Below are 19,310 nucleotides of genomic sequence, written 5' to 3'. Positions count from 1 at the left end.
GCGGCCGTGGTTCACAAGGTGGCCGAAGAGCAGATCGCCAATCCGATCCCGTCCGACACGAGCAGCGCGTACAGCGCCACCCACACGGCGAGCAGGTAATGCCAGTAGGTCGCGCACAGTTCGGCGCCGAGCCGCACCCTCGCCGGTTCCGCTCCGCGCCACACCCGCAGGACGGCGCGCGCCCATGCCACGAGCCCGCCGAGCACGTGCAGGCCGTGCACGGCGGTGAAGAGGTAGAAGAACGCCGTGGCCGCGCTCGCCGCGACGAAGTAGCCCGCGTCGTCGAGCTGCTTCCAGACGAACAACTGCCCCGCGAGGAAGCCGAACGTCAGCAGGCCGGCCGCCCAGAGGCCGCGGGCGACGCCGTCACGATTCGCGCGGCGGGCGGCGTACACCGTCCACTCCATCGCCAGGCTCGCGCCGACCAGGAGCGCGGTGTTGAACATGAGCAACCGGGGCCGCGGCAGCGGCGTCCAGTCCGCCAGCGGCAGGCGCATGGCATAGGCGCTGACGAACAGCACGAACAGCGACGTGGCGACGCCGAGGAACACCCACAGGGCCGTCTTGACCGCCGGCCGCGCCGCCGCGCCGCGCGTGTCGCCCGCTGTGGCGTGCGCCAGCCACGGCTGCACGTCGATCGTCTGCCGGAACAGCCACCACACGATCACGGCCATCAGGCCGGTGAGGAAGACCAGTCCGATGGTCATGTGGCTACCCTGCTGCCGGTTGCGCGGTCCGCGTCCAGCCTTCGGCCGGGACCGCCGCCGGGGGCACGTTCTGCGGGATGTAGTCGGTCTTCAGGCCGGGAACGCCGTAGTCGTAGGGCCAGCGGTAGACGGCGGGCAGTTCCTTGCCGAAGTTTCCGTGGCGGGGCGGCGTGTGCGCCGTCTGCCATTCGAGCGTCGTGGCGTTCCAGGGGTTCGGTCCGGCCGGCTTGCCCCTGAAGTAGCTGGCGAACAGGTTGTAGAGGAATACCAGCTGCGCCGCGCCGACGACGAAGGCGGCCAGCGAGATCCACGCGTTCAGCAGGTGCGCCGAGTCGGGGATGAAGCTGGTGCCGCCGATCGCGTAGTAGCGGCGCGGAATGCCCATGAAGCCCAGGTAGTGCATCGGGTAGAAGATCGCGTAGGTCCCGACGAAGGTGATCCAGAAGTGGACCTGGCCCAGCGTGTCGTCCAGCATGCGTCCGGTGATCTTGGGGTACCAGTGGTAGATGGCGCCGAACACCGTCAGCACCGGAGCGATCCCCATGACCATGTGGAAATGCGCGACCACGAACATGGTGTCCGAGAGCGGCATGTCCACCACCACGTTGCCCAGGAACAGGCCCGTGAGGCCGCCGTTGACGAAGGTGAAGATGAACGCGATGGCGAACAGCATCGGCACGTTCAGGTGGATGTTGCCGCGCCACAGCGTCAGCACCCAGTTGTAGACCTTGATGGCGGTCGGCACCGCGATGATGAGGGTGGTGGTGGCGAAGAAGAACCCGAAGTAGGGGTTCATGCCGCTCACGTACATGTGGTGGGCCCACACGACGAAGCTCAAGCCGCCGATCACCAGGATGGCCCAGACCATCATGCGGTAGCCGAAGATGTTCTTGCGCGCGTGCGTGCTGATCAGGTCGGACACGATGCCGAAGGCAGGCAGCGCCACGATGTAGACCTCGGGATGGCCGAAGAACCAGAACAGGTGCTGGAACAGCAGCGGATTGCCGCCCGAGTAGCTCAGCTGCTGTCCCTTCGAGACAAGCGCGGGCATGAAGAAGCTGGTGCCCAGCGTGAGATCCAGCAGCATCATGACGGCGCTGACGAACAGGGCCGGGAACGCCAGCAATGCCAGGATCGTGGCCATGAAGATGCCCCACACCGTCAGCGGCAGGCGCATCATCGTCATGCCCCGCGTTCGGGCCTGGAGCACGGTGACCACGTAGTTCAGGCCGCCCATCGTGAAGCCGATGACGAAGACGATCAGCGAGACGAGCATCAGGATGATGCCCCAGCTCGCGCCCGGGGTGCCGTCCAGGATGGCCTGCGGCGGGTACAGGGTCCAGCCGGCGCCGGTGGGTCCGCCCGGAACGAAGAAGCTCGCCGCGAGCAGCAGCACCGCCAGCAGGTACAGCCAGTAGCTGAGCATGTTGACGTAGGGGAACACCATGTCGCGCGCCCCCACCATCAGCGGGATCAGGTAATTGCCGAAGCCGCCCAGGAACAGTGCGGTGAGCAGGTAGATCACCATGATCATCCCGTGCATGCTGACCAGCTGCAGGTAGGTGCTGGGATCGATGAAGCCGGCCCGGCCCGGAAAGCCCAGCTGCAGGCGCATCAGCCAGGAGAGCACCAGCGCCACCAGCCCGATCGCGATCGCGGTCACCGAGTACTGGATGGCGATCACCTTCGCATCCTGGCTCCAGATGTACTTGCCGACGAACGTCCTGGGGTGGTAGAGCTCGACCTCGCCCACCTCCGCGGCCGGTGCGAACTCCGATTCCTCGTGTGCAACGTAAGTGGTCATCGCTCCTCCACGGGGGTCAGCGCGAGTTGATGTAGGCCAGGATGTCGCCGATCGCCGCGTCGTCGGCGAGCATGCCGGCCACCAGCGCCATCTGGCCGCCGTAGATGTCCTGCGGATGGCCGCCGCGGACGCCGTCGCGGAAATTCTTCAGCTGGGTCGCCATGTACCAGTCGCTCATCCCCTGGAGCCGCGGCGCGTTCGTCGCCATGATCCCGCGCCCGTCCGCGCCGTGGCAGCTGGCGCAGGTCGCGTAGCGCTCGCGCCCGTTCTTCACGTTGCCCTTGATGGTGGCCGGCACGGGCGCGTCCGGCAGGCCGGCGACGTAGGCCGCGACGTCGGCCACGGCCTTGTCATCCGCGAGGGTCGCGGCCATCGGCGCCATCATCCTGCCGAACACGTCCTTCTCGTGCGTGCCGCGCAGGCCCTGCTTGAACGACCTGAGCTGCCGCTCGAGGTACCAGGCGCCGTGGCCGCTCAGCCGTGGGGCGTTGAGGGCGACGTTGCCTTCGCCGTTCGCGCCATGGCAGGCAGCGCATGGCGCGTAGGCGGCCTTGCCCGCCGCGACGTCGGCCGCGGGGCGGGCCCGGGCCTGGGCCGCCGTCTGCTGGCGGTCCAGCCAGGCCTGGTAGGCGGCAGGCTCGTCCACCACGAGCCGGCCGCGCATCGCGAAATGGCCGACGCCGCAAAGTTCCTCGCACAGCAGGTCGTACGAGCCGGTGCGGGTGGGCGTGAACCAGGCATACGTGACCAGGCCCGGCACCATGTCCATCTTCACGCGCAGCTGGGCCACCGCGAAGTTGTGCAGCACGTCCTTGGACCGAAGCAGCAGCTTGACGGGCTGGCCCACCGGCACATGCACTTCGGCAGTCGACAACAGCACGTCGTCGCCGCCGTTGGGATCGGCGGGGTTGATTCCGAACGGATTGCCGTCGTTGACGAAACGCGAATGCACCGTCGCGAGCTTTCCGTCCTTGCCCGGAAGGCGATAGCTCCAGTGCCACTGCTGGGCGAGCACTTCGACCACCTGGGCATTCTTCGGTACCTGGACGACCTCAGCCCACACGACCAGCCCCGGCGCCAGCATGGCGGCGACACCGACGCCCGTGAGGACGAGCAGCCACCACTCCAGCTTCTTGTTCTCGGGCTCGTAGGCCGCGCGCGCACCGGCGCGGTGGCGGTAACGGACCAACGCCCACGCCATGAAGAAGCTCACGGCGACGAACACGATCCCGGTCACCCAGAAGGTGATGGCGATCGTGGTGTCGATGGCCCCCCAGTTGGACGCGATCGGCGTGAAATACCAGGGGCTGAGGAAGTGGAACAGGACGGAGCCGAGGGCCAGGCCGACCAGTGCGATCGCGAGCGCCATGGCTGGCTAGCGTGCGGTGCCGCCGGCGCCGCGAGGCAGCTCGACCGGAGTGGAGAGCGAACCGGATGCCACCGCAGTCCGGTGCATCGCGCGCAATCCCGCGCGACGCAACCACAGGAGTGTGTCCATGGTGCCTCCCTTGCGCCGCGACAGCGCAGAGCACCAGCTTTTACACCCGATGCGTTCGCCCCTGCGCAGTCATGGTCTCCTGTTTCCGCGCGGAGATGGCAAGCCTATGCTCACTTTCGTTGAAGTTCGTCCAGGAGTCGCCGATGAAACACTTCAGCCTCTTTCCCTTCAAGTCCGCGATGCGCGGCGTCTTCTACCCCACCGGGCACATGGTGCTGATGTTCCCGACCGAACAGGACGCTCGCCACGCGTGCGAGCTGCTCAAGAAGGACGGCGTATCGGAGGAGGAGATGAGCCTCGCGACGCCCCGGGAATTCGAAAGCCAGATCACCGGCGCCACCGAGGAAGACAGCGACTGGGTGCTGCCCTCCGTCGGCACCGAAGGCGAGACGGCGCAGCACTTTCGCCAGCTCGCGCACGAAGGCCATTACGCGCTGTTCGTGCACGCCGGCGCCAAGGTCAACTCGCAGCACGTGATCGACCTGCTGAAGGACACGCACATCTCCTACGGGCAGCGCTATCGTTTCCTCGTGATCGAGGACCTCGTCGTCTGACGAAAGAGCCGGCTCGCGCCTGGAGGGCCGGCGGGGAGGAATCGATGGCCACTGCATCCGACAGCGGCAAGCGCAGGATGATCACGGGCCTGTTCGGCGACGGCGACAGCGCCGGGCGCGCGTGGCAGGCCTGCGCCGACCGCGGCTACCAGATCGGCGATGTGAACATCGGCATGTCCGAGGACACTCGCCATCGCCTCTTCGCCGACGGCAGCGAGGCCGCCACGGTGCTGGCGCGCAAGAAGGCGGAAGGAGGGGAGCTCGGCGGGCCCGCGGGAGGGCGCGTCGAGATCCTGGTGACGATCTTCGCCGCGGCGGGCGCCGCGCTGGCGCTGCCAGGCCTTGGCTTCGTTGCCGCCGGCCCCGTCGCCGCGGCACTCGCTGGCGCCGGCGCGGCCGGACTGGCGGCGGGCCTCATCGGCGCCCTCGGCGACTGGGGCATCCCGCAGGAGCGGGTCCGCCACTACGAAGCAGGCATCCAGGCGGGCGGCATCCTGATGATGGTCGAACCGCGCTCCGACGAGGATGCGCGCTCCATCCAACAGGACTGGAACGCCGCCGGTGGACGCGACGTCTGGTGTAGTTGAACAGCGCCGGAGCGTCCGCTGCGCAACGACGCTCGTTCCGAGCGGTGAGACGGGACTGGCGCCCGTCCGCGCCGTCCCTTATCCCAGCCGCTTCAACTGGTCCTGCAGCTTGCCCAGCGTCTGCGTGAACTGCGCGATGCGGCCGCGCTCCTGCTCGATCACGGCGGGCGGCGCCTTGGCCACGAACGCCTCGTTCGCCAGCTTGCCGTTGGCCTTGGCCAGTTCGCCGGTAAGCCGCGCGACTTCCTTGGACAGGCGCACCTTCTCGGCGGCGACGTCGATCTCCATGTGCAGGCACAGGCGCGCGTCGCCGACGACGGCCACCGGTGCGGCCTGGCTGGCGGCGGCCCACGCGGCTTCGTCGTCGAACACCTTCACCTCGCTCAGCTTGGCCAGCGCCTGCAGCACCGGCGCGGCCTGGCGCATGAAGTCGGCGTCGCCCAGCACGTAGGCCGGCAGGCGCGTCGACGGCGACACGTTCATCTCGCCGCGCAGCGCCCGGCAGGCGTCGACTACCTGCTTGAGGTGATCGATCGCGGCCTCGGCCTGCGGGTCGATGTTGGCTTCCTGCGCCTGCGGATACGGCGCGATGCTCACCGACTCGCCTTGCTTGCCGGCGACCGGCGCGACCTTCTGCCACAGCTCCTCGGTGATGAAGGGGATCACCGGATGGGCGAGGCGCAGGATCGCTTCCAGCACGCGCATCAAGGTGCGGCGGGTGCCGCGCTGCTGCTCGGCGCCCCCGGTCTGGATCTGCACCTTGGCGATCTCCAGGTACCAGTCGCAGAACTCGTCCCACACGAACTGGTAGACGGCGTTCGCGACGTTGTCGAGGCGATAAGTGGCAAAGCCCTCGGCGACTTCGGCTTCGGCGCGCTGCAGCCGCGAGACGATCCAGCGGTCGGCGGGCGTGAGGGTGGCACCGGCCTCGGCCAGGTCGTGGCCCTCGCAGTTCATCAGCGTGAACCGGGTGGCGTTCCAGAGCTTGTTGCAGAAGTTGCGGTAGCCCTCGCAGCGCTTCGGGTCGAAATTGATGTTGCGGCCCAGCGTGGCGAGCGACGCGAAGGTGAAGCGCAGCGCGTCGGCGCCGAAGGCCGGAATGCCTTCGGGGAATTCCTTCTGGGTGTTCTTGCGCACCTGCGGCGCCGTTTCCGGCTTGCGCAGGCCGGTGGTGCGCTTGTCGAGCAGCGGCGCGAGCGCGATGCCGTCGATCAGGTCGACCGGATCCAGCACGTTGCCCTCGGACTTGCTCATCTTCTTGCCGTGCGAGTCGCGCACCAGGCCGTGGATGTAGACATGCCGGAACGGCACCTGTCCGGTGAAGTGCGTCGTCATCATGATCATCCGGGCGACCCAGAAGAAGATGATGTCGTAGCCGGTCACCAGCACCGTGGAGGGCAGGTACAGGTCGAGGTCCTGCGTCTTCGCCGGCCAGCCGAGCGTGGAGAAAGGCACCAGCGCCGACGAGTACCAGGTGTCCAGCACGTCGGGGTCGCGCGTGAGCTTCCTGCCCGGCGCCTTGGCCTGCGCCTCGGCCTCGTTGCGCGCGACGTAGACCTCGCCCTGCTCGTCGTACCAGGCCGGGATCTGGTGGCCCCACCAGAGCTGGCGCGAGATGCACCAGTCCTGGATGTTGTTCATCCACTGGTTGTAGGTGTTGACCCAGTTCTCCGGCACGAACGTCACGGCGCCGGACTGCACCGCATCGATCGCCTTCTGCGCGATCGACTTGCCCGTGGGGTCCTGCTCGCCGACCTTGGTCATGGCGACGAACCACTGGTCGGTGAGCATCGGCTCGACGACCTGCCCGGTGCGGGCGCAGCGCGGCACCATCAGCTTGTGCTTGCGCGTCTCCTCCAGCAGGCCGAGCGCCTCCAGGTCGGCGACCACCTTCTTGCGCGCCTCGAAGCGGTCCATGCCGCGGTAAGCGGCCGGTGCGTTGTCGTTGATCTTCGCGTCCAGGGTCAGCACGCCGATGATCGGCAGCTGGTGGCGGTGTCCCACGGCATAGTCGTTGGCGTCGTGGGCCGGCGTCACCTTGACCACGCCGGTGCCGAATTCGCGGTCCACGTAGTCGTCGGCGATGACCGGGATCTCGCGGTCGCACAGCGGCAGGCGCACCGTCCTGCCCACCAGATGCCGGTAGCGCTCGTCCTCGGGGTGGACCATCACGGCCACGTCGCCCAGCATGGTCTCGGGCCGCGTGGTGGCCACGGTGACGTGCCCCGAGCCGTCGGACAGCTCGTAGCGGATGTGCCAGAGGAAACCGTCTTCCTCCTCGCTCTCCACCTCGAGGTCCGACACGGCGGTCTTGAGCTCCGGGTCCCAGTTGACCAGCCGCTTGCCGCGGTAGATCAGGCCCTGCTCGTAGAGCTTGACGAAGGTGTCGGTGACGATGGGCGAGAGCTTCTCGTCCATCGTGAAGTACTCGCGCGACCAGTCCACGCTGTCGCCCATGCGGCGCATCTGCGTGGTGATGGTGTTGCCGGACTTCTCCTTCCACTCCCAGACCTTGGCCACGAAGTTCTTGCGGCCCAGTTCATGGCGCGAGAGACCTTGTTCCTGCAACTGGCGCTCGACGACGATCTGGGTCGCGATGCCCGCGTGGTCGGTGCCCGGCACCCACACCGTGTTGAAGCCCCGCATGCGGTGGTACCGCGTGAGGCTGTCCATGATGGTCTGGTTGAACGCGTGCCCCATGTGCAGCGTGCCGGTGACGTTGGGCGGCGGCAGCTGGATGGCGAAGGAGGGCTCGCCGGCCTTCGGCGCGCCCGTGCCGCGATGGCCCGCGCGGCCGTAACCGCGCTCTTCCCACAGCGGCCCCCACCTGGCTTCGATGGCGGCGGGTTCGAAGGATTTCGACAGGCTTTCGAGGCCGGGCTGCTGGAGGGTGGTCATATAAATGGGGTCAGATTCCAATTAATCCCTCAATTGGAATCCGACCCCGCGGGCATGGAACTTGGGGCTCGATTTTAGCCAGGCGGGGAGAGCGGCCCGGGGCCACGGGCCTCGCGGTCCGCGCCCGATTAATTGGAATCTGACCCCAATTTTGCGGTGGCGATGCACTCCTTGAGCACTTTCGCGTCGCCGACCTGGTTCGCCAGCACGATGATCAGGCGGGCGTTGAGCAGGTCGGACTGCTCTTTCGTCAGGCCTTCGTGGGCGTCGAGCAACTGCTCGTAGAAGCCGTCGCCGTCCTGCATGTGGAATGTGGTCTTCATGGCTCGCGCGGAAATCCGGCGCGCACGCCCCGTGCGCCGGCGGTGCCCTTGATCCGCTTTCCTTTCATGGTCAGGGCGATCTCGACGGCAGTCTTATACCGTGTTCGCGCGCGGCTGCGCATCTCGATCAGACCCGACCGGCGAGTCAAGAGGTTGCTTCCTCGATTTGTTGAGTCGTGAGATGGGGCGGCGCCTCCTATGCCCTGGTGCAGGCGATGCCAGCTATAGCGCTGCGGCCGCCGCGACCGAGATACACCTGGACGGAGTTGCTGACCATAGCCACGTCACGTTTGATTCAGGTCATCAAGTGGTAGCAAACCTCTAAGGGTAAGTACGAGGGGGGTCGTACCGTCACACGCAGCGCGAAGTCGCCTGTCTGTCAGCGTCGGATGCTCGAACGCAAACGTATTCCTCTCCCGTCGCGGCGCGAGCGATGGATTGAATAGCTTGTTCGCGGACGTCTGCCGCATTCGCCGCCGCGGCTGCAACCCCCCAGGCATGCACCTTGACCGCGCCGTGACAAAGGTTTTGAATTACTTTCCGTAACAGACCGGGGAAGACGCATGAGTCAGAAGAGTGTGCATCTCATCGCGCTCGCCACGCTGGCAGCGGCCCTCCAGGCATGCGTCGCTACGGCGCCCAAACTGGGAGATGGCTCAGCCAAGACTGCCGCGACCGGGTCCGCAGGCGGTGCGAACGCACAGAACGCTTCATCCCAACTGGAGAAATGCTCCCAACCATTGGGCACTATGGCGTTGGTCGAAGACCAACAGGCGGCCTGGTATCAGCAATTGACGTCGCAGTACCGGCTTCCTTCCACCGTCCCGGTGCTGCGCCTGCTGGTGCAGCAGAGCAATTGCTTCGTCGTCGTGGACCGCGGGCGGGCGCTCGCCAACATGCAGCAGGAACGGGCGTTCCAACAAACCGGTGAGCTTCGGGCAAACAGCAACTTCGGCAAGGGGCAGATGGTCAGTGCTGACTACAGCATCAACCCCGAAGTGCTGTTTAGCGAGCAAGGCACAGGCGGCATTGGCGGTGCGGTAGCCATGTTTAATCCGATCGTCGGCGCGCTCGTCGCAGGCATCAGGACCAACGAAGCCGCAGCCATTCTCACGCTTGTGGACAACCGGTCGGGAGTGCAAGTAGCCGCTGCGGAAGGTAGCGCCAAGAATGCCGACTTCGGTCTCGGCGGATTGGTCGCCGGTGGCGCCGGTGCCGTGGGCTTGGGCGGATACACCAACACACCGCAGGGAAAGGTCGTCGCGGCGGCTTTCCTGAATGCGTACAACCAGTTGGTCCAAGCCGTCCGAAACTACACGCCACAGTCGATGGGCGGCGAGGGGCTGGGCGCCGGTGGCAAGCTGGCCGTGGACGGGGCGGCAGCGGCGCCTGCGCCGCGCAGCGGGCTCACAGTCAAGGAGGCGCAGGAAAGGCTTCGCAGTCTGGGGTACGACACCGGGACACCGGATGGGCTGCTGGGGCGCAAAACCGCGGCCGCGGTTCGCGCATTCCAGGCTGACCGCAAGTTGCCCGCGACCGGCATGCTCGACGAGCCGACGCGCGCCGAACTCCAGCGATAGCAGTCGTGGCGAAACCTATTGCACTTACTCAGTTCCCGTTGGGCGGGAGTGCTTTGGTCACGCAGGGATACGGGGGCGACACGAGCCATGGCCCGAATCCGTGGTCAGTAGACTTCAGCGCAGCCGCCAACACGCCCGTACTGGCTGTCGCATCCGGCACGGTCGTGTCGATCCGCACGGGCAGTTACAACGGAGAGGGCGGTGCCGGCGGGTACGGCAACTTCGTCACGGTTTTGCATACCGGAGGTTTCTATGCCACTTACGCCCACCTCAATTCCGACGTGGTGCGGGTGGGCCAGTTCGTCGGCGCAGGTACTCAGATCGCGTACTCGGGCAACACCGGCATGTCTTTCGGGCCGCATATTCACGTGCACTTCGGGTCCACCACCACGCGGACGGCGGTTGAGGGCACAGGCGACATCATGCGCGCGTGGGGCGGCGGCGATGCGGCTCCGCCGGCGTTCTTTGCAGACTTCTTCGATTTCGCCTTTGTCGGGAACACCATCAATGTCAGCAATCCATCGGAGATCGCAGCGACGGATATATTCGGTACCGGGAACTGGGCGGGCGCGACTTCCAGCGACTCTGATGACCTTCGAGGCACGAGCGCGAACAACCGCATCTTCGGCGGGGCCGGGCCTGATCGGCTTTATGGCGAAGGGGGCGACGATCTGCTGGTAGGGGGGCCTGGCCGCGACTTTTTCGACGGCGGCACAGGGACCGATACTGTTGATTTCTCGCACAGTTCGGCAACGTGGAGCATCGAACTGGCGACGAGCGGCACGGCCAGCGCAGACTCGATCGTTGAAACTATCGTCAGCATCGAAAATATCGTCGGGGGGAGCGGCGCGGACACCGTGACGATGTCTGCCGAAAATGTCAATAACATTGTCGATGGAGGTGCTGGCACCGATATCGTCAAGCTCCCTTATGCGTTCGGAAGGGGGTATACGGTGGCTGCGACGGGCGGCGGCCTTTTGCTTTCGGGTTCCGCGGGGGAGGACACGCTTCGGTCCATTGAGAGTTTTCAGTTCTCGGACGGCGTAATCAAGACTGGAGCAGAACTGCTCGCGTCTTCCAGCCCGGTGCCGACGCCAGCACCGAGCCCGGCTCCAGCGCCGACGCCTGCTGTGTCGGTGGACCTTGACGCCGCACATGCCCCCACGCTGAGCAGCACGTCGGTGGTCAAAGGTGGCACGGTCGCGCTCTCCTACTCAGTAGACAACCTGGGTACGGCTGCGGCGGGTGCCTCGTTGGCGGGCATCTATCTGTCGACAAACAGCACGATCAGCACGGCAGACGTGTTGCTGGCATCGGACGCGGTGGGCGCGATTGGGGCAGGCTCATGGTCCAGCGAGAACGCGACGGTGACCATTCCGGACACGACCGCCGCGGGGACTTACTACATCGGCGTGGTTGCGGACTACGACGCAGCGATCAGCGAGAGCAACGAGACCAACAACCCCTCGCCTGGAGTGGCGTTGACGGTTACTGCACCCGTGACGTCGGTGGACCTTGACGCTGCATATACCCCCACGCTGAGCAGCACGTCGGTGGTCAAAGGCGGCACGGTCGCGCTCTCCTACTCAGTAGACAACCTGGGTACGGCTGCGGCGGGTGCCTCGTTGGCGGGCATCTATCTGTCGACAAACAGCACGATCAGCACGGCAGACGTGTTGCTGGCATCGGACGCGGTGGGCGCGATTGGGGCAGGCTCATGGTCCAGCGAGAACGCGACGGTGACCATTCCGGACACGACCGCCGCGGGGACTTACTACATCGGCGTGGTTGCGGACTACGACGCAGCGATCAGCGAGAGCAACGAGACCAACAACCCCTCGCCTGGAGTGGCGTTGACGGTTACTGCACCGGCCTCCTCCTCCCTTCTTCCCGATTTGATCGTTAACGCCACGCTCGAAAGTACGAGCATCGTTCAAGGAAGCGCATTGAAGTTTTCGATGACTGTCTCGAACATCGGGACGGCCGCGTCTGGCGTTGTGGTTTACCCTGGCATACGGCTGGATTCGGAAACGAGTGCGAACGGTGCGAGCGTCTACTACGGCTTCTCGGCAGTTCCATCGATATCTCCGGCGAATGGATTCACCTACAACTACACGCTGGACACCACAAGCCTGGCTGTCGGAACGCACACCTTGTATTTAAATCCCGATGACAATAATTGGGTGACGGAGAGCGTCGAAGCCAACAACAAAAAGTCATATACCTTCACGGTGGTTTCAGCAGCATCACAGCCGTCGGCCACGGACCAGGCGAAAGGCGACGCAGATAAGGATGTGGTGTACGTGTTCAAGAGCGAGAAGGTCGGACCCGGCGTGAACCCTGCCTCTTACGCATACTTTTATACGGTCCAAGCTAGTGAGGCAGCTTTCGTCAAGTCGCAGTCGGCATGGCCGTGGGTACAGAGGACATCTACGTTTGAAGCTGCCCATAGCAACCCAGACTCTGCCGTCTCGCTGTATCGGTTCTGGTCGGAAAAGCACCAATCTCATTTCTTCACCATCAACACTGCCGAAAGGGATCAAATCCTTACGTGGTCAGCGAGCGGCATCAATGGCTATGACTGGCGGCTCGAGGGTGAAGGCTTCCGCGTCTATAGAGACTCATCGCCCACGGACAGCTCCGGCAAGTCCGCCATACCCGTCTACCGCGTCTGGATTCAAGACAAGGATTTCAACCCTGCCAACGGGAGTTCAGGCGGCCACTACTTCACCGCGGACGCGGCCGAATACCACTCGATGCTGGCGCTGGTCGGTGTCAGTGGAGAGGGTGTCGCCTTCTACGGAGAGGTCGTCGGCGCCTGACATTCCCCAGGGTATTGGGGGCGCGATTGCTCGCCGCAGAGACCGGCGAAGCCGCCGAGTACTGCCGCGACGTGCCGTATCCGCAGCAGGGCTACGTCCAGAGGCGGATTGTCGCGCTGGTCGCGCACATCGGCCAATCGCAGTCGCACTAGAGTCGCCTGGGGCCGCCGGCGCGCGCCGGCGAGCACGCCGGCCTCACGCCGCCTCCTCGCCCGTCGCTTCGAAGCTGGGTGGCTCCGCGCCCAGTTGCGGGCTGTGGATCTGGGCGGCCGGGCCGGCGGCTTCGTCCTTGAGGCCCAGCGCCCTGGCGATCGCATGCACCAGCGTCGCATCGATGCTCTCGCCGGTGGCCGCGACGTAACTGTCCGGCCGCACCAGCGCCCAGGCGTGGCCGAACACGTGGCAGGCGCCTTGCAGGTGGCCCTTGGGATCGAGCACGTGCTCCAGCGCCATCGGCATGTCCTCGGTGCCCACCACCTGAACCGCGCGCACCGGCATGGTCTCGGTGATCGCGGCCAGCCGCTGCAGCGCCTGCGGGCTGGTGTCGCCGAAGACCAGCAGCAACAGGCGCCCCTCGGCCCATTCGACCAGGTCGTTGACGCTGCCGGGCGAGCCGTCGGCCCAGCCGAAGCTCACGTTCTGCACCGGCTGGCCGCCGGTCCTGTCGCAGGCGCTGGAGCGGGTGTACGGATTGGCGATTGCCATCCGGCCCGTGTTGACCAGTGGCCGGGCGAAGGCGTGCCGCCGCGCCAGGCTGATCACGGCGTCGCGGAACAGCTTCTGCTGGCCGGGCTGCGGCCGCAGGAAGCGCGAGGTGCGGTTGGTGACGCGCACGTTCTGCAGCGCCGCCTCGTGCCGCTCCTCGTCGTAGCTGTCCAGGAGCGCCGGGTCGGCCCGGCCCTTCATCACGGCCGCCAGCTTCCAGGCCAGGTTGTCGGCGTCGGACACGCCGGTGTTGCCGCCGCGGGCGCCGAAGGGGCTCACCACCTTGGCGGCATCGCCCATGAAGAACACCCGGCCATGCCGCATGCGGTCCATGCACTCGCTGCGGTAGGCGTACGGCCCCACCCACACGATGTCCAGTTCGCAGTCGGCGCCGAACTGGCGCGCCAGCCGCTCGCGCACCACCGACTCCTTGCTGACCGCCACCGGATCCGAGTCTGGCGCCATCTGGTAGTCGATGCGCCAGACGTTGTCGGCCATCAGGTGCTGCCACACGGCGCGGTTGTCGTTGAACGGCGCCTCGATCCAGGTGTGGCGCTCCACCGGCGGCCGCTTCGAGAAGCGCACGTCGGCGATGCACCAGCGGTCGTCGCCCTTCTTCGCCGTGACCGAGGCGCCCACCCAGCCGCGGAAAGGACTGTGCGCGCCGGTGGCGTCCACCACGTAGTCGGCTCGCACCTGGTAATCGCCGGCCGGCGTGGCCACCGTGAGCGTCGCCGCTTCGCCGTCCTGGCGGAACGCGGTGACCCGGTTCTTCCAGCGCACCTGCACGTGGCCCAGTTCGGCCAGCCGCTCGACCAGGTAGCCCTCGATGTAGAACTGCTGGATGTTGATGAAGGGCGGCTGGCTCGAGAGGTTGTAGTTGCTCTGCTGGCGCAGGTCGAACGAATAGATCTCGTCGCTGCCGGCGAAGGTGCGGCCCACGCTCCACTGGATGCCCTTGGCCGCGATGCGCTCGTATACGCCCAGCCGCTCGAAGATCTCCAGCGACTTCTGGGTGTAGCAGATGCCGCGCGACGATGCACCCTTGGCGCCGACCGTGTTGTCCTCGTCCAGCAGCAGCGCCGGCACGCCGTAGCGGGCGAGGGCGCAGGCCAGCGTGAGCCCGGCCAGCCCGGCGCCGACGATCACGACGTGGTGATGGCTGGTCTGGCCGCTCGCGATCTCGGGCGGCGCCTCGAACGGATACTCGGGCAGCTGGTAGCCGCTGCCTTCGGTGAATTCGTAGCCGCTGGCAAACGGTGTCTCGGCGTAGTCGGCCGGCATGTGCTTCTCCTCGTGCTGCCGCGGCTGGCCGGCGGCGCGCGGCGCCGCGCGGACCAGGCGGACGGCCCTATTGTCGCGCGCCGACCTCGGGCCGGTCGTTGCGCTGCGGCTTGAGCGGCTCGGCGGCCTGGCCGGCGGCCCGCTCGCGCCGCCACTGCTCCTTGCGCGCGGTCCACTCCTGCAGGCGCGCATGGGCCGTCCGGCTCTCCTGCAGCATCTGGAATTCGTCGGCCAGTTGCGCCGTGAGCTCCAGGCGGATCCCGTTCGGGTCGAAGAAGTAGATGCTGTGGAAGATGTGGTGGTCAGTGACGCCGAGTACCTCGATGCCGTGCGCTTCCAGCCGCGCCTTCATGTCCAGCAGGGCCTGCATCGAGTCGACCCGGAACGAGATGTGGTTGACCCAGATCGGCGTGTTGGGCGAGGGCTCGCACTTCACGTCGTCGCCGAGGTCGAAGAAGGCGATGAACGAGCCGTCCTGCAGCCGGAAGAAGAAGTGCGTGTACGGGCAGTACTCGCCGGTGCTGGGGACGTGGTCGCTCTGGATGATGTGGTAGAGCGGGAGCCCGAGGATGTCCTCGTAGAAATGCCGCGTCTCCTCGGCGTCGCGGGCGCGGTAGGCGTAGTGGTGCAGTTGCTGGATCGGCGGCGGCGCGGGAATCGCGCCTGCTTGCGGAACGGCGGCCATGGAAGTCTCCCTGGATTCACTGGTGCGGACTGTCGGTGCGATGCTAAGCCGGCCGCCGGCGGCGAGATGCCGGCGGACCGCGTCGCGAACAAGGCAATGATTTCTATCTCTACCATAGCCAACGGCTATGATGTGAATTAATCCATCCAATTAGACGCAGCCCGGACCCGCGTCTAATCTTCGGTCGGTCCGGGCGCCGCGAGGCGCCCGGTCGCCGATCATCAACCCAAGGAGAGGTCACCATGGCAGCACTCAAAGGCTCCAAAACGGAAGAGAACCTGAAGGCCGCGTTCGCAGGCGAGTCCCAGGCCAACCGGCGCTACCTGTACTTCGCGAACAAGGCGGACGTCGAGGGCCAGAACGACGTGGCGGCGCTGTTCCGCTCCACCGCCGAGGGCGAGACCGGCCATGCGCACGGCCACCTGGAGTGGCTGGAGCAGTGCGGTGACCCGGCCACCGGGCTGCCGATCGGCCGGACCCGCGAGAACCTGCAGGCCGCCGTCGCCGGCGAGACGCACGAGTACACCGACATGTACCCGGGCATGGCCAGGACGGCGCGCGACGAAGGCTTCGACGAGATCGCCGACTGGTTCGAGACCCTGGCCAAGGCCGAGCGCTCGCACGCCAACCGCTACACCAAGGCGCTGAACGAACTGACCGACTGAGGTCTTTGCTTCCCTCCCCCTCCGGGGAGGGCGCATTGGCTCCCTCCCCAGCGGGGGAGGGTTGGGGTGGGGGCAAATACCCCCCGCCACCGGAGGCCTGGGGTGAGGGCGCGCTCCTCACCCGAGCCCTTCTAGAAAGAAAGCATCATGGCCGCACGCGAAGGCAGCCTCGAAGCGCCGACCCGCCATCCCGTCGACTGGCGCAATCCCGAGTACTACGACGAAGCGAAGGCGTTCGCCGAGCTGGAGCGGGTGTTCGACATCTGCCATGGCTGCCGCCGCTGCGTGAGCCTGTGCGGGTCGTTCCCGACCCTGTTCGACCTGGTCGACGAAAGCTCGTCGGGCGAGGTCGACGGCGTGGCCAAGGCCGACTACTGGAAGGTGGTCGACCACTGCTACCTGTGCGACCTGTGCTACATGACCAAGTGCCCGTACGTGCCACCGCACGAGTGGAACCTGGACTTCCCGCACACCATGCTGCGCGCCAAGGCGATCAAGTTCAGGAACGGCGGCGTGTCGCGGCGCGACAGCCTGCTGGCGTCGACCGACGTGCACGGCAAGCTGGCCGGCATCCCGGTCGTGGTGCAGGCCGCCAACGCGATCAACCACACGAAGCCGGCCCGCGCCGCGCTGGAGAAGGTGATGCACGTGGACCGCGACGCCTGGCTGCCGGACCTGGCGACGCGCAAGTTCCGGTCCGGCGCCGGGAAGTCGGAGCAGTTCCCGGTGAAGGACGGCGCCAAGACGCCGGGCAAGGTCGCGATCTTCGCCACCTGCTACATCAACTACAACGAGCCGGGCATCGGCCACGACCTGCTGGCCGTGCTGCGGCACAACGAGATTCCCTACGAACTGGTGCACAAGGAGCGCTGCTGCGGCATGCCCAAGCTGGAGATCGGCGACCTCGACTCGGTGAACCGCGCCAAGGAGGCGAACATCCCCGTCCTCGCGAAATACGCGAAGGAGGGCTACGCGATCCTCAGCGCCGTGCCGAGCTGCACGCTGATGTTCAAGCAGGAACTGCCGCTGATGTACCCGGACGAGCCCGACGTGCAGGCGGTGAAGGAAGCGATGTGGGACCCGTTCGAATACCTGGCCGCGCGCCAGCGCGACGGGTTGCTCAAGACCGAGTTCCCGCAGCCGCTCGGCAAGGTGAGCTACCACGTCCCGTGCCATGGCCGGGTGCAGAACATCGGCCGCAAGACCGAGGAGCTGCTGAAACTGATTCCGCAGACCTCGGTGCAGACCGTGGAGCGGTGCTCAGGGCACGCCGGCACCTACGGCGTCAAGAAGCACGGGCATGCGATGGCGATGAAGATCGGCAAGCCGCTGTTCAGGAAGATGGCCGACCACCCGCAGGGCGGGCTGCCCGACTACATCAGCTCGGACTGCCCCTTGGGCGGCCACCACATCGAGCAGGGTTTCGAGGTCAACCAGCTCGGCGAGCCGCGGCTGGCGCATCCGCTGACGCTGCTGCGCAAGGCCTATGGATTGAGCTGATTCCCGGAATGTCTTGCGGGACAGATCTCCAGCTCTGTCCCCAACTGACTGAACAGGTCTTCGGCCCCGTCGCCAATGGATTGAAATGATCATGCAACTGACCGGAAAGATCACCCGCGAAAGCCTCATGACGCTGGAGGCTTACAGCACCTGGCGCAAGCAGCACAAGGCGGAGGTCATCGCGCACCGCAAGCTGCGCAGTGTCGCGCTGGGCGACCACGTCACGCTGCAGTTCGAGGACGAGCGCACCATCCGCTATCAGATCCAGGAGATGCTGCGGATCGAGAAGATCTTCGAGGAAGACGCGATCGGGCACGAACTGGAGACCTACGCGCCGCTGGCGCCGGACGGCAGCAACTGGAAGGCCACGATGCTGATCGAGTATCCCGACGTCAACGAACGCCAGCGCGAACTGGCCCGGCTGATCGGGATCGAGGACCGCATGTTCGTCGAGGTGGAAGGGCAGCCGAGGGTGTACGCGATCGCCGACGAGGACCTCGACCGCGAGAACGACCAGAAGACGTCGGCCGTGCATTTCCTGCGGTTCGAATTCCCGGCGGCGACGGCGGCGGCGATCCGGGCGGGTGCCGGCGTCAAGCTCGGGTGCGACCACCGCAACTACCCGGCGCATGTCGCCATCCCCGCCGAGACCCTCGCCTGCCTGGCGGGCGACCTGCGGTAGCGCGCCGCTCCAGTCGCCGCCCCGCAACTCGAGTGCGGTACTACTGCACGGTTCGCGCCGGTCGCCCAACCGTGTTACACAGATGGTCATGGAAGTGACTTAATCTCACGCTATGGCTCTGCAGGACAGGTGCGCCGTCGGCGCCCCCGTGGAGCCGGCCTGAAGTCGAGCTAGGGAGAGCACCGGGATGCGTCGTTTGTTGCCCGCATGGATTTCGTTGTCGCTGCTGGGCGCGTGCAGCGGCCAGGGCGCCGACGTATGGACGCAGGCCAACGCCGCTTCCTCGTCCACCGCGCCCGCCGCTGCCCCGGCCCCGCGCGTGCCCGCGGTGCCGCTGGCCGACCCGGCCGTCCAGCCGGAATCCTTTGCCTCCCAGCACATCGCCACCCGGCGCGACCTGGCGGAGCTGTTCTACGCCGTGAGCGGCCAACCCGTGGATGCGGCCAAGGAGGCCGCGGACGCCCCGATCGTCAAGTCGCAGTATGACGAGGCGAAGAAGAAGGAAACGACGGCGCAGCTGGCCGCGCAGATCGGCGAGGGCGCGCGGCGCATCGCCGCCAATCCCTTGCTGCGCTACCGCGTGGTCCAGACGGAGGCCACGCTGGGCCCGTACGACGTGTTCAGGAAGGGCTTTCCGCTGCGCGCCGTCGGCCCCGACTCGAAGATCACTTTCATGCGCGGCTTCGACCTCGCGCGGACGGCGGCGGATTACTCGCTGGCGTTTTCCAACGGCGCCGACTTCGCCCTGCTGCGGGTCGAGGACGAGGCGGCGGCGCGCAGGATCGAGCAGTTGCGCACCAATACGCCGCTGGCGCTCACCGGCTCGCTGCGCGTCTACGTGTTCGTGCAGGAAGCGGCCATCGGCCCCGGGCCGGGCCAGCTGATCGCGCAGGTGCTGCGGGTGGACCTGGTCGGCGGGAACAAGGATTTGCTGGCTTCCAGCGGGCCGATCGGCGCCCCCGCCCAGGATCCCGCCAGCGTGGCCGGGCGCGCGGCCGGCGGCGGCAAGAGCTGAG

General features: G+C 66.5%; 16 protein-coding genes. 9 read left to right on the top strand and 7 right to left on the bottom strand.

The window, feature by feature from the left end; genetic code table 11:
- Positions 1–11: 11 nt before the first annotated feature.
- Genes RAMLITH_RS15960 through RAMLITH_RS15950 form a run of 3 tightly spaced genes read right to left on the bottom strand, consistent with a single transcriptional unit; the run spans position 12 to position 3,880 of the window.
- Positions 12–707: a cytochrome c oxidase subunit 3 gene (locus tag RAMLITH_RS15960; RefSeq protein ID WP_168108423.1), complete on the bottom strand. Its 696-nt coding sequence runs from the start codon at positions 705–707 to the stop codon at positions 12–14.
- Between the two features lie 4 nt (positions 708–711).
- Positions 712–2,511, bottom strand: coding sequence for a cytochrome c oxidase subunit I (locus RAMLITH_RS15955; protein WP_168108422.1), 1,800 nt, complete (start codon positions 2,509–2,511; stop codon positions 712–714).
- A gap of 16 nt (positions 2,512–2,527) precedes the next feature.
- On the bottom strand, positions 2,528–3,880 hold the full coding sequence (locus RAMLITH_RS15950; protein WP_168108421.1) for a c-type cytochrome: 1,353 nt from the start codon (positions 3,878–3,880) through the stop codon (positions 2,528–2,530).
- A 272-nt stretch (positions 3,881–4,152) separates the two neighbouring features.
- Here RAMLITH_RS15950 and RAMLITH_RS15945 point away from each other — a divergent pair, with 272 nt between their 5' ends.
- Together RAMLITH_RS15945 and RAMLITH_RS15940 are read left to right on the top strand one after the other, a co-directional pair.
- Entirely contained in the window at positions 4,153–4,563 is a 411-nt protein-coding gene (locus RAMLITH_RS15945; protein ID WP_168108420.1) for a hypothetical protein, read from the top strand.
- 44 nt (positions 4,564–4,607) lie between these two features.
- Positions 4,608–5,150, top strand: a complete 543-nt coding sequence (locus tag RAMLITH_RS15940; protein ID WP_168108419.1) for a hypothetical protein — start codon at positions 4,608–4,610, stop codon at positions 5,148–5,150.
- A gap of 78 nt (positions 5,151–5,228) precedes the next feature.
- On the opposite strand, the gene RAMLITH_RS15935 is transcribed toward RAMLITH_RS15940, so the two are convergent.
- The gene (locus RAMLITH_RS15935; RefSeq protein WP_168108418.1) at positions 5,229–8,048 is read right to left on the bottom strand and encodes a valine--tRNA ligase; all 2,820 of its coding nucleotides are present in this window, start codon (positions 8,046–8,048) and stop codon (positions 5,229–5,231) included.
- A 128-nt stretch (positions 8,049–8,176) separates the two neighbouring features.
- Positions 8,177–8,371, bottom strand: coding sequence for a DUF2783 domain-containing protein (locus RAMLITH_RS15930; RefSeq protein ID WP_168108417.1), 195 nt, complete (start codon positions 8,369–8,371; stop codon positions 8,177–8,179).
- Between the two features lie 563 nt (positions 8,372–8,934).
- Between RAMLITH_RS15930 and RAMLITH_RS15925 the strand changes: the two genes are divergently transcribed.
- Genes RAMLITH_RS15925 through RAMLITH_RS26085 form a run of 3 tightly spaced genes read left to right on the top strand, consistent with a single transcriptional unit; the run spans position 8,935 to position 12,925 of the window.
- Entirely contained in the window at positions 8,935–9,951 is a 1,017-nt protein-coding gene (locus RAMLITH_RS15925; RefSeq protein WP_168108416.1) for a peptidoglycan-binding protein, read from the top strand.
- 53 nt (positions 9,952–10,004) lie between these two features.
- The gene (locus RAMLITH_RS15920; RefSeq protein ID WP_168108415.1) at positions 10,005–12,773 is read left to right on the top strand and encodes a CARDB domain-containing protein; all 2,769 of its coding nucleotides are present in this window, start codon (positions 10,005–10,007) and stop codon (positions 12,771–12,773) included.
- Positions 12,774–12,799: 26 nt separating this feature from the next.
- Complete coding sequence (locus tag RAMLITH_RS26085) at positions 12,800–12,925, top strand: hypothetical protein (RefSeq protein ID WP_272954192.1); 126 nt, start codon at positions 12,800–12,802, stop codon at positions 12,923–12,925.
- Positions 12,926–12,968: 43 nt separating this feature from the next.
- Here the strand turns inward: RAMLITH_RS26085 and RAMLITH_RS15915 are convergent, their stop codons facing one another.
- Positions 12,969–14,762, bottom strand: a complete 1,794-nt coding sequence (locus RAMLITH_RS15915; protein WP_168108414.1) for an FAD-dependent monooxygenase — start codon at positions 14,760–14,762, stop codon at positions 12,969–12,971.
- A 67-nt stretch (positions 14,763–14,829) separates the two neighbouring features.
- On the bottom strand, positions 14,830–15,447 hold the full coding sequence (locus tag RAMLITH_RS15910; protein WP_168108413.1) for a VOC family protein: 618 nt from the start codon (positions 15,445–15,447) through the stop codon (positions 14,830–14,832).
- A gap of 242 nt (positions 15,448–15,689) precedes the next feature.
- On the opposite strand from RAMLITH_RS15910, the gene RAMLITH_RS15905 reads away from it, so the two are divergent.
- The 4 genes from RAMLITH_RS15905 to RAMLITH_RS15890 all read left to right on the top strand — a co-directional run bounded on the left by RAMLITH_RS15905 (position 15,690) and on the right by RAMLITH_RS15890 (position 19,309).
- Positions 15,690–16,112 (top strand): rubrerythrin family protein, encoded by a 423-nt coding sequence (locus tag RAMLITH_RS15905; protein ID WP_168108412.1) that lies wholly within the window; start codon positions 15,690–15,692, stop codon positions 16,110–16,112.
- Between the two features lie 147 nt (positions 16,113–16,259).
- Complete coding sequence (locus RAMLITH_RS15900) at positions 16,260–17,612, top strand: heterodisulfide reductase-related iron-sulfur binding cluster (RefSeq protein WP_168108411.1); 1,353 nt, start codon at positions 16,260–16,262, stop codon at positions 17,610–17,612.
- Between the two features lie 91 nt (positions 17,613–17,703).
- On the top strand, positions 17,704–18,294 hold the full coding sequence (locus tag RAMLITH_RS15895; protein WP_168108410.1) for a DUF3501 family protein: 591 nt from the start codon (positions 17,704–17,706) through the stop codon (positions 18,292–18,294).
- A gap of 187 nt (positions 18,295–18,481) precedes the next feature.
- A complete protein-coding gene (locus RAMLITH_RS15890; RefSeq protein WP_168108409.1) occupies positions 18,482–19,309 on the top strand; it encodes a hypothetical protein in 828 nt (275 codons plus the stop codon).
- The last annotated feature ends 1 nt before the right edge of the window (position 19,310 follow it).

The sequence above is a fragment of the Ramlibacter lithotrophicus genome (assembly GCF_012184415.1).
Lineage (GTDB): Bacteria > Pseudomonadota > Gammaproteobacteria > Burkholderiales > Burkholderiaceae_C > Ramlibacter > Ramlibacter lithotrophicus.
Note: the sequence above shows the minus strand (reverse complement) of the source record. Positions and strands in the feature narration are given on the sequence as shown.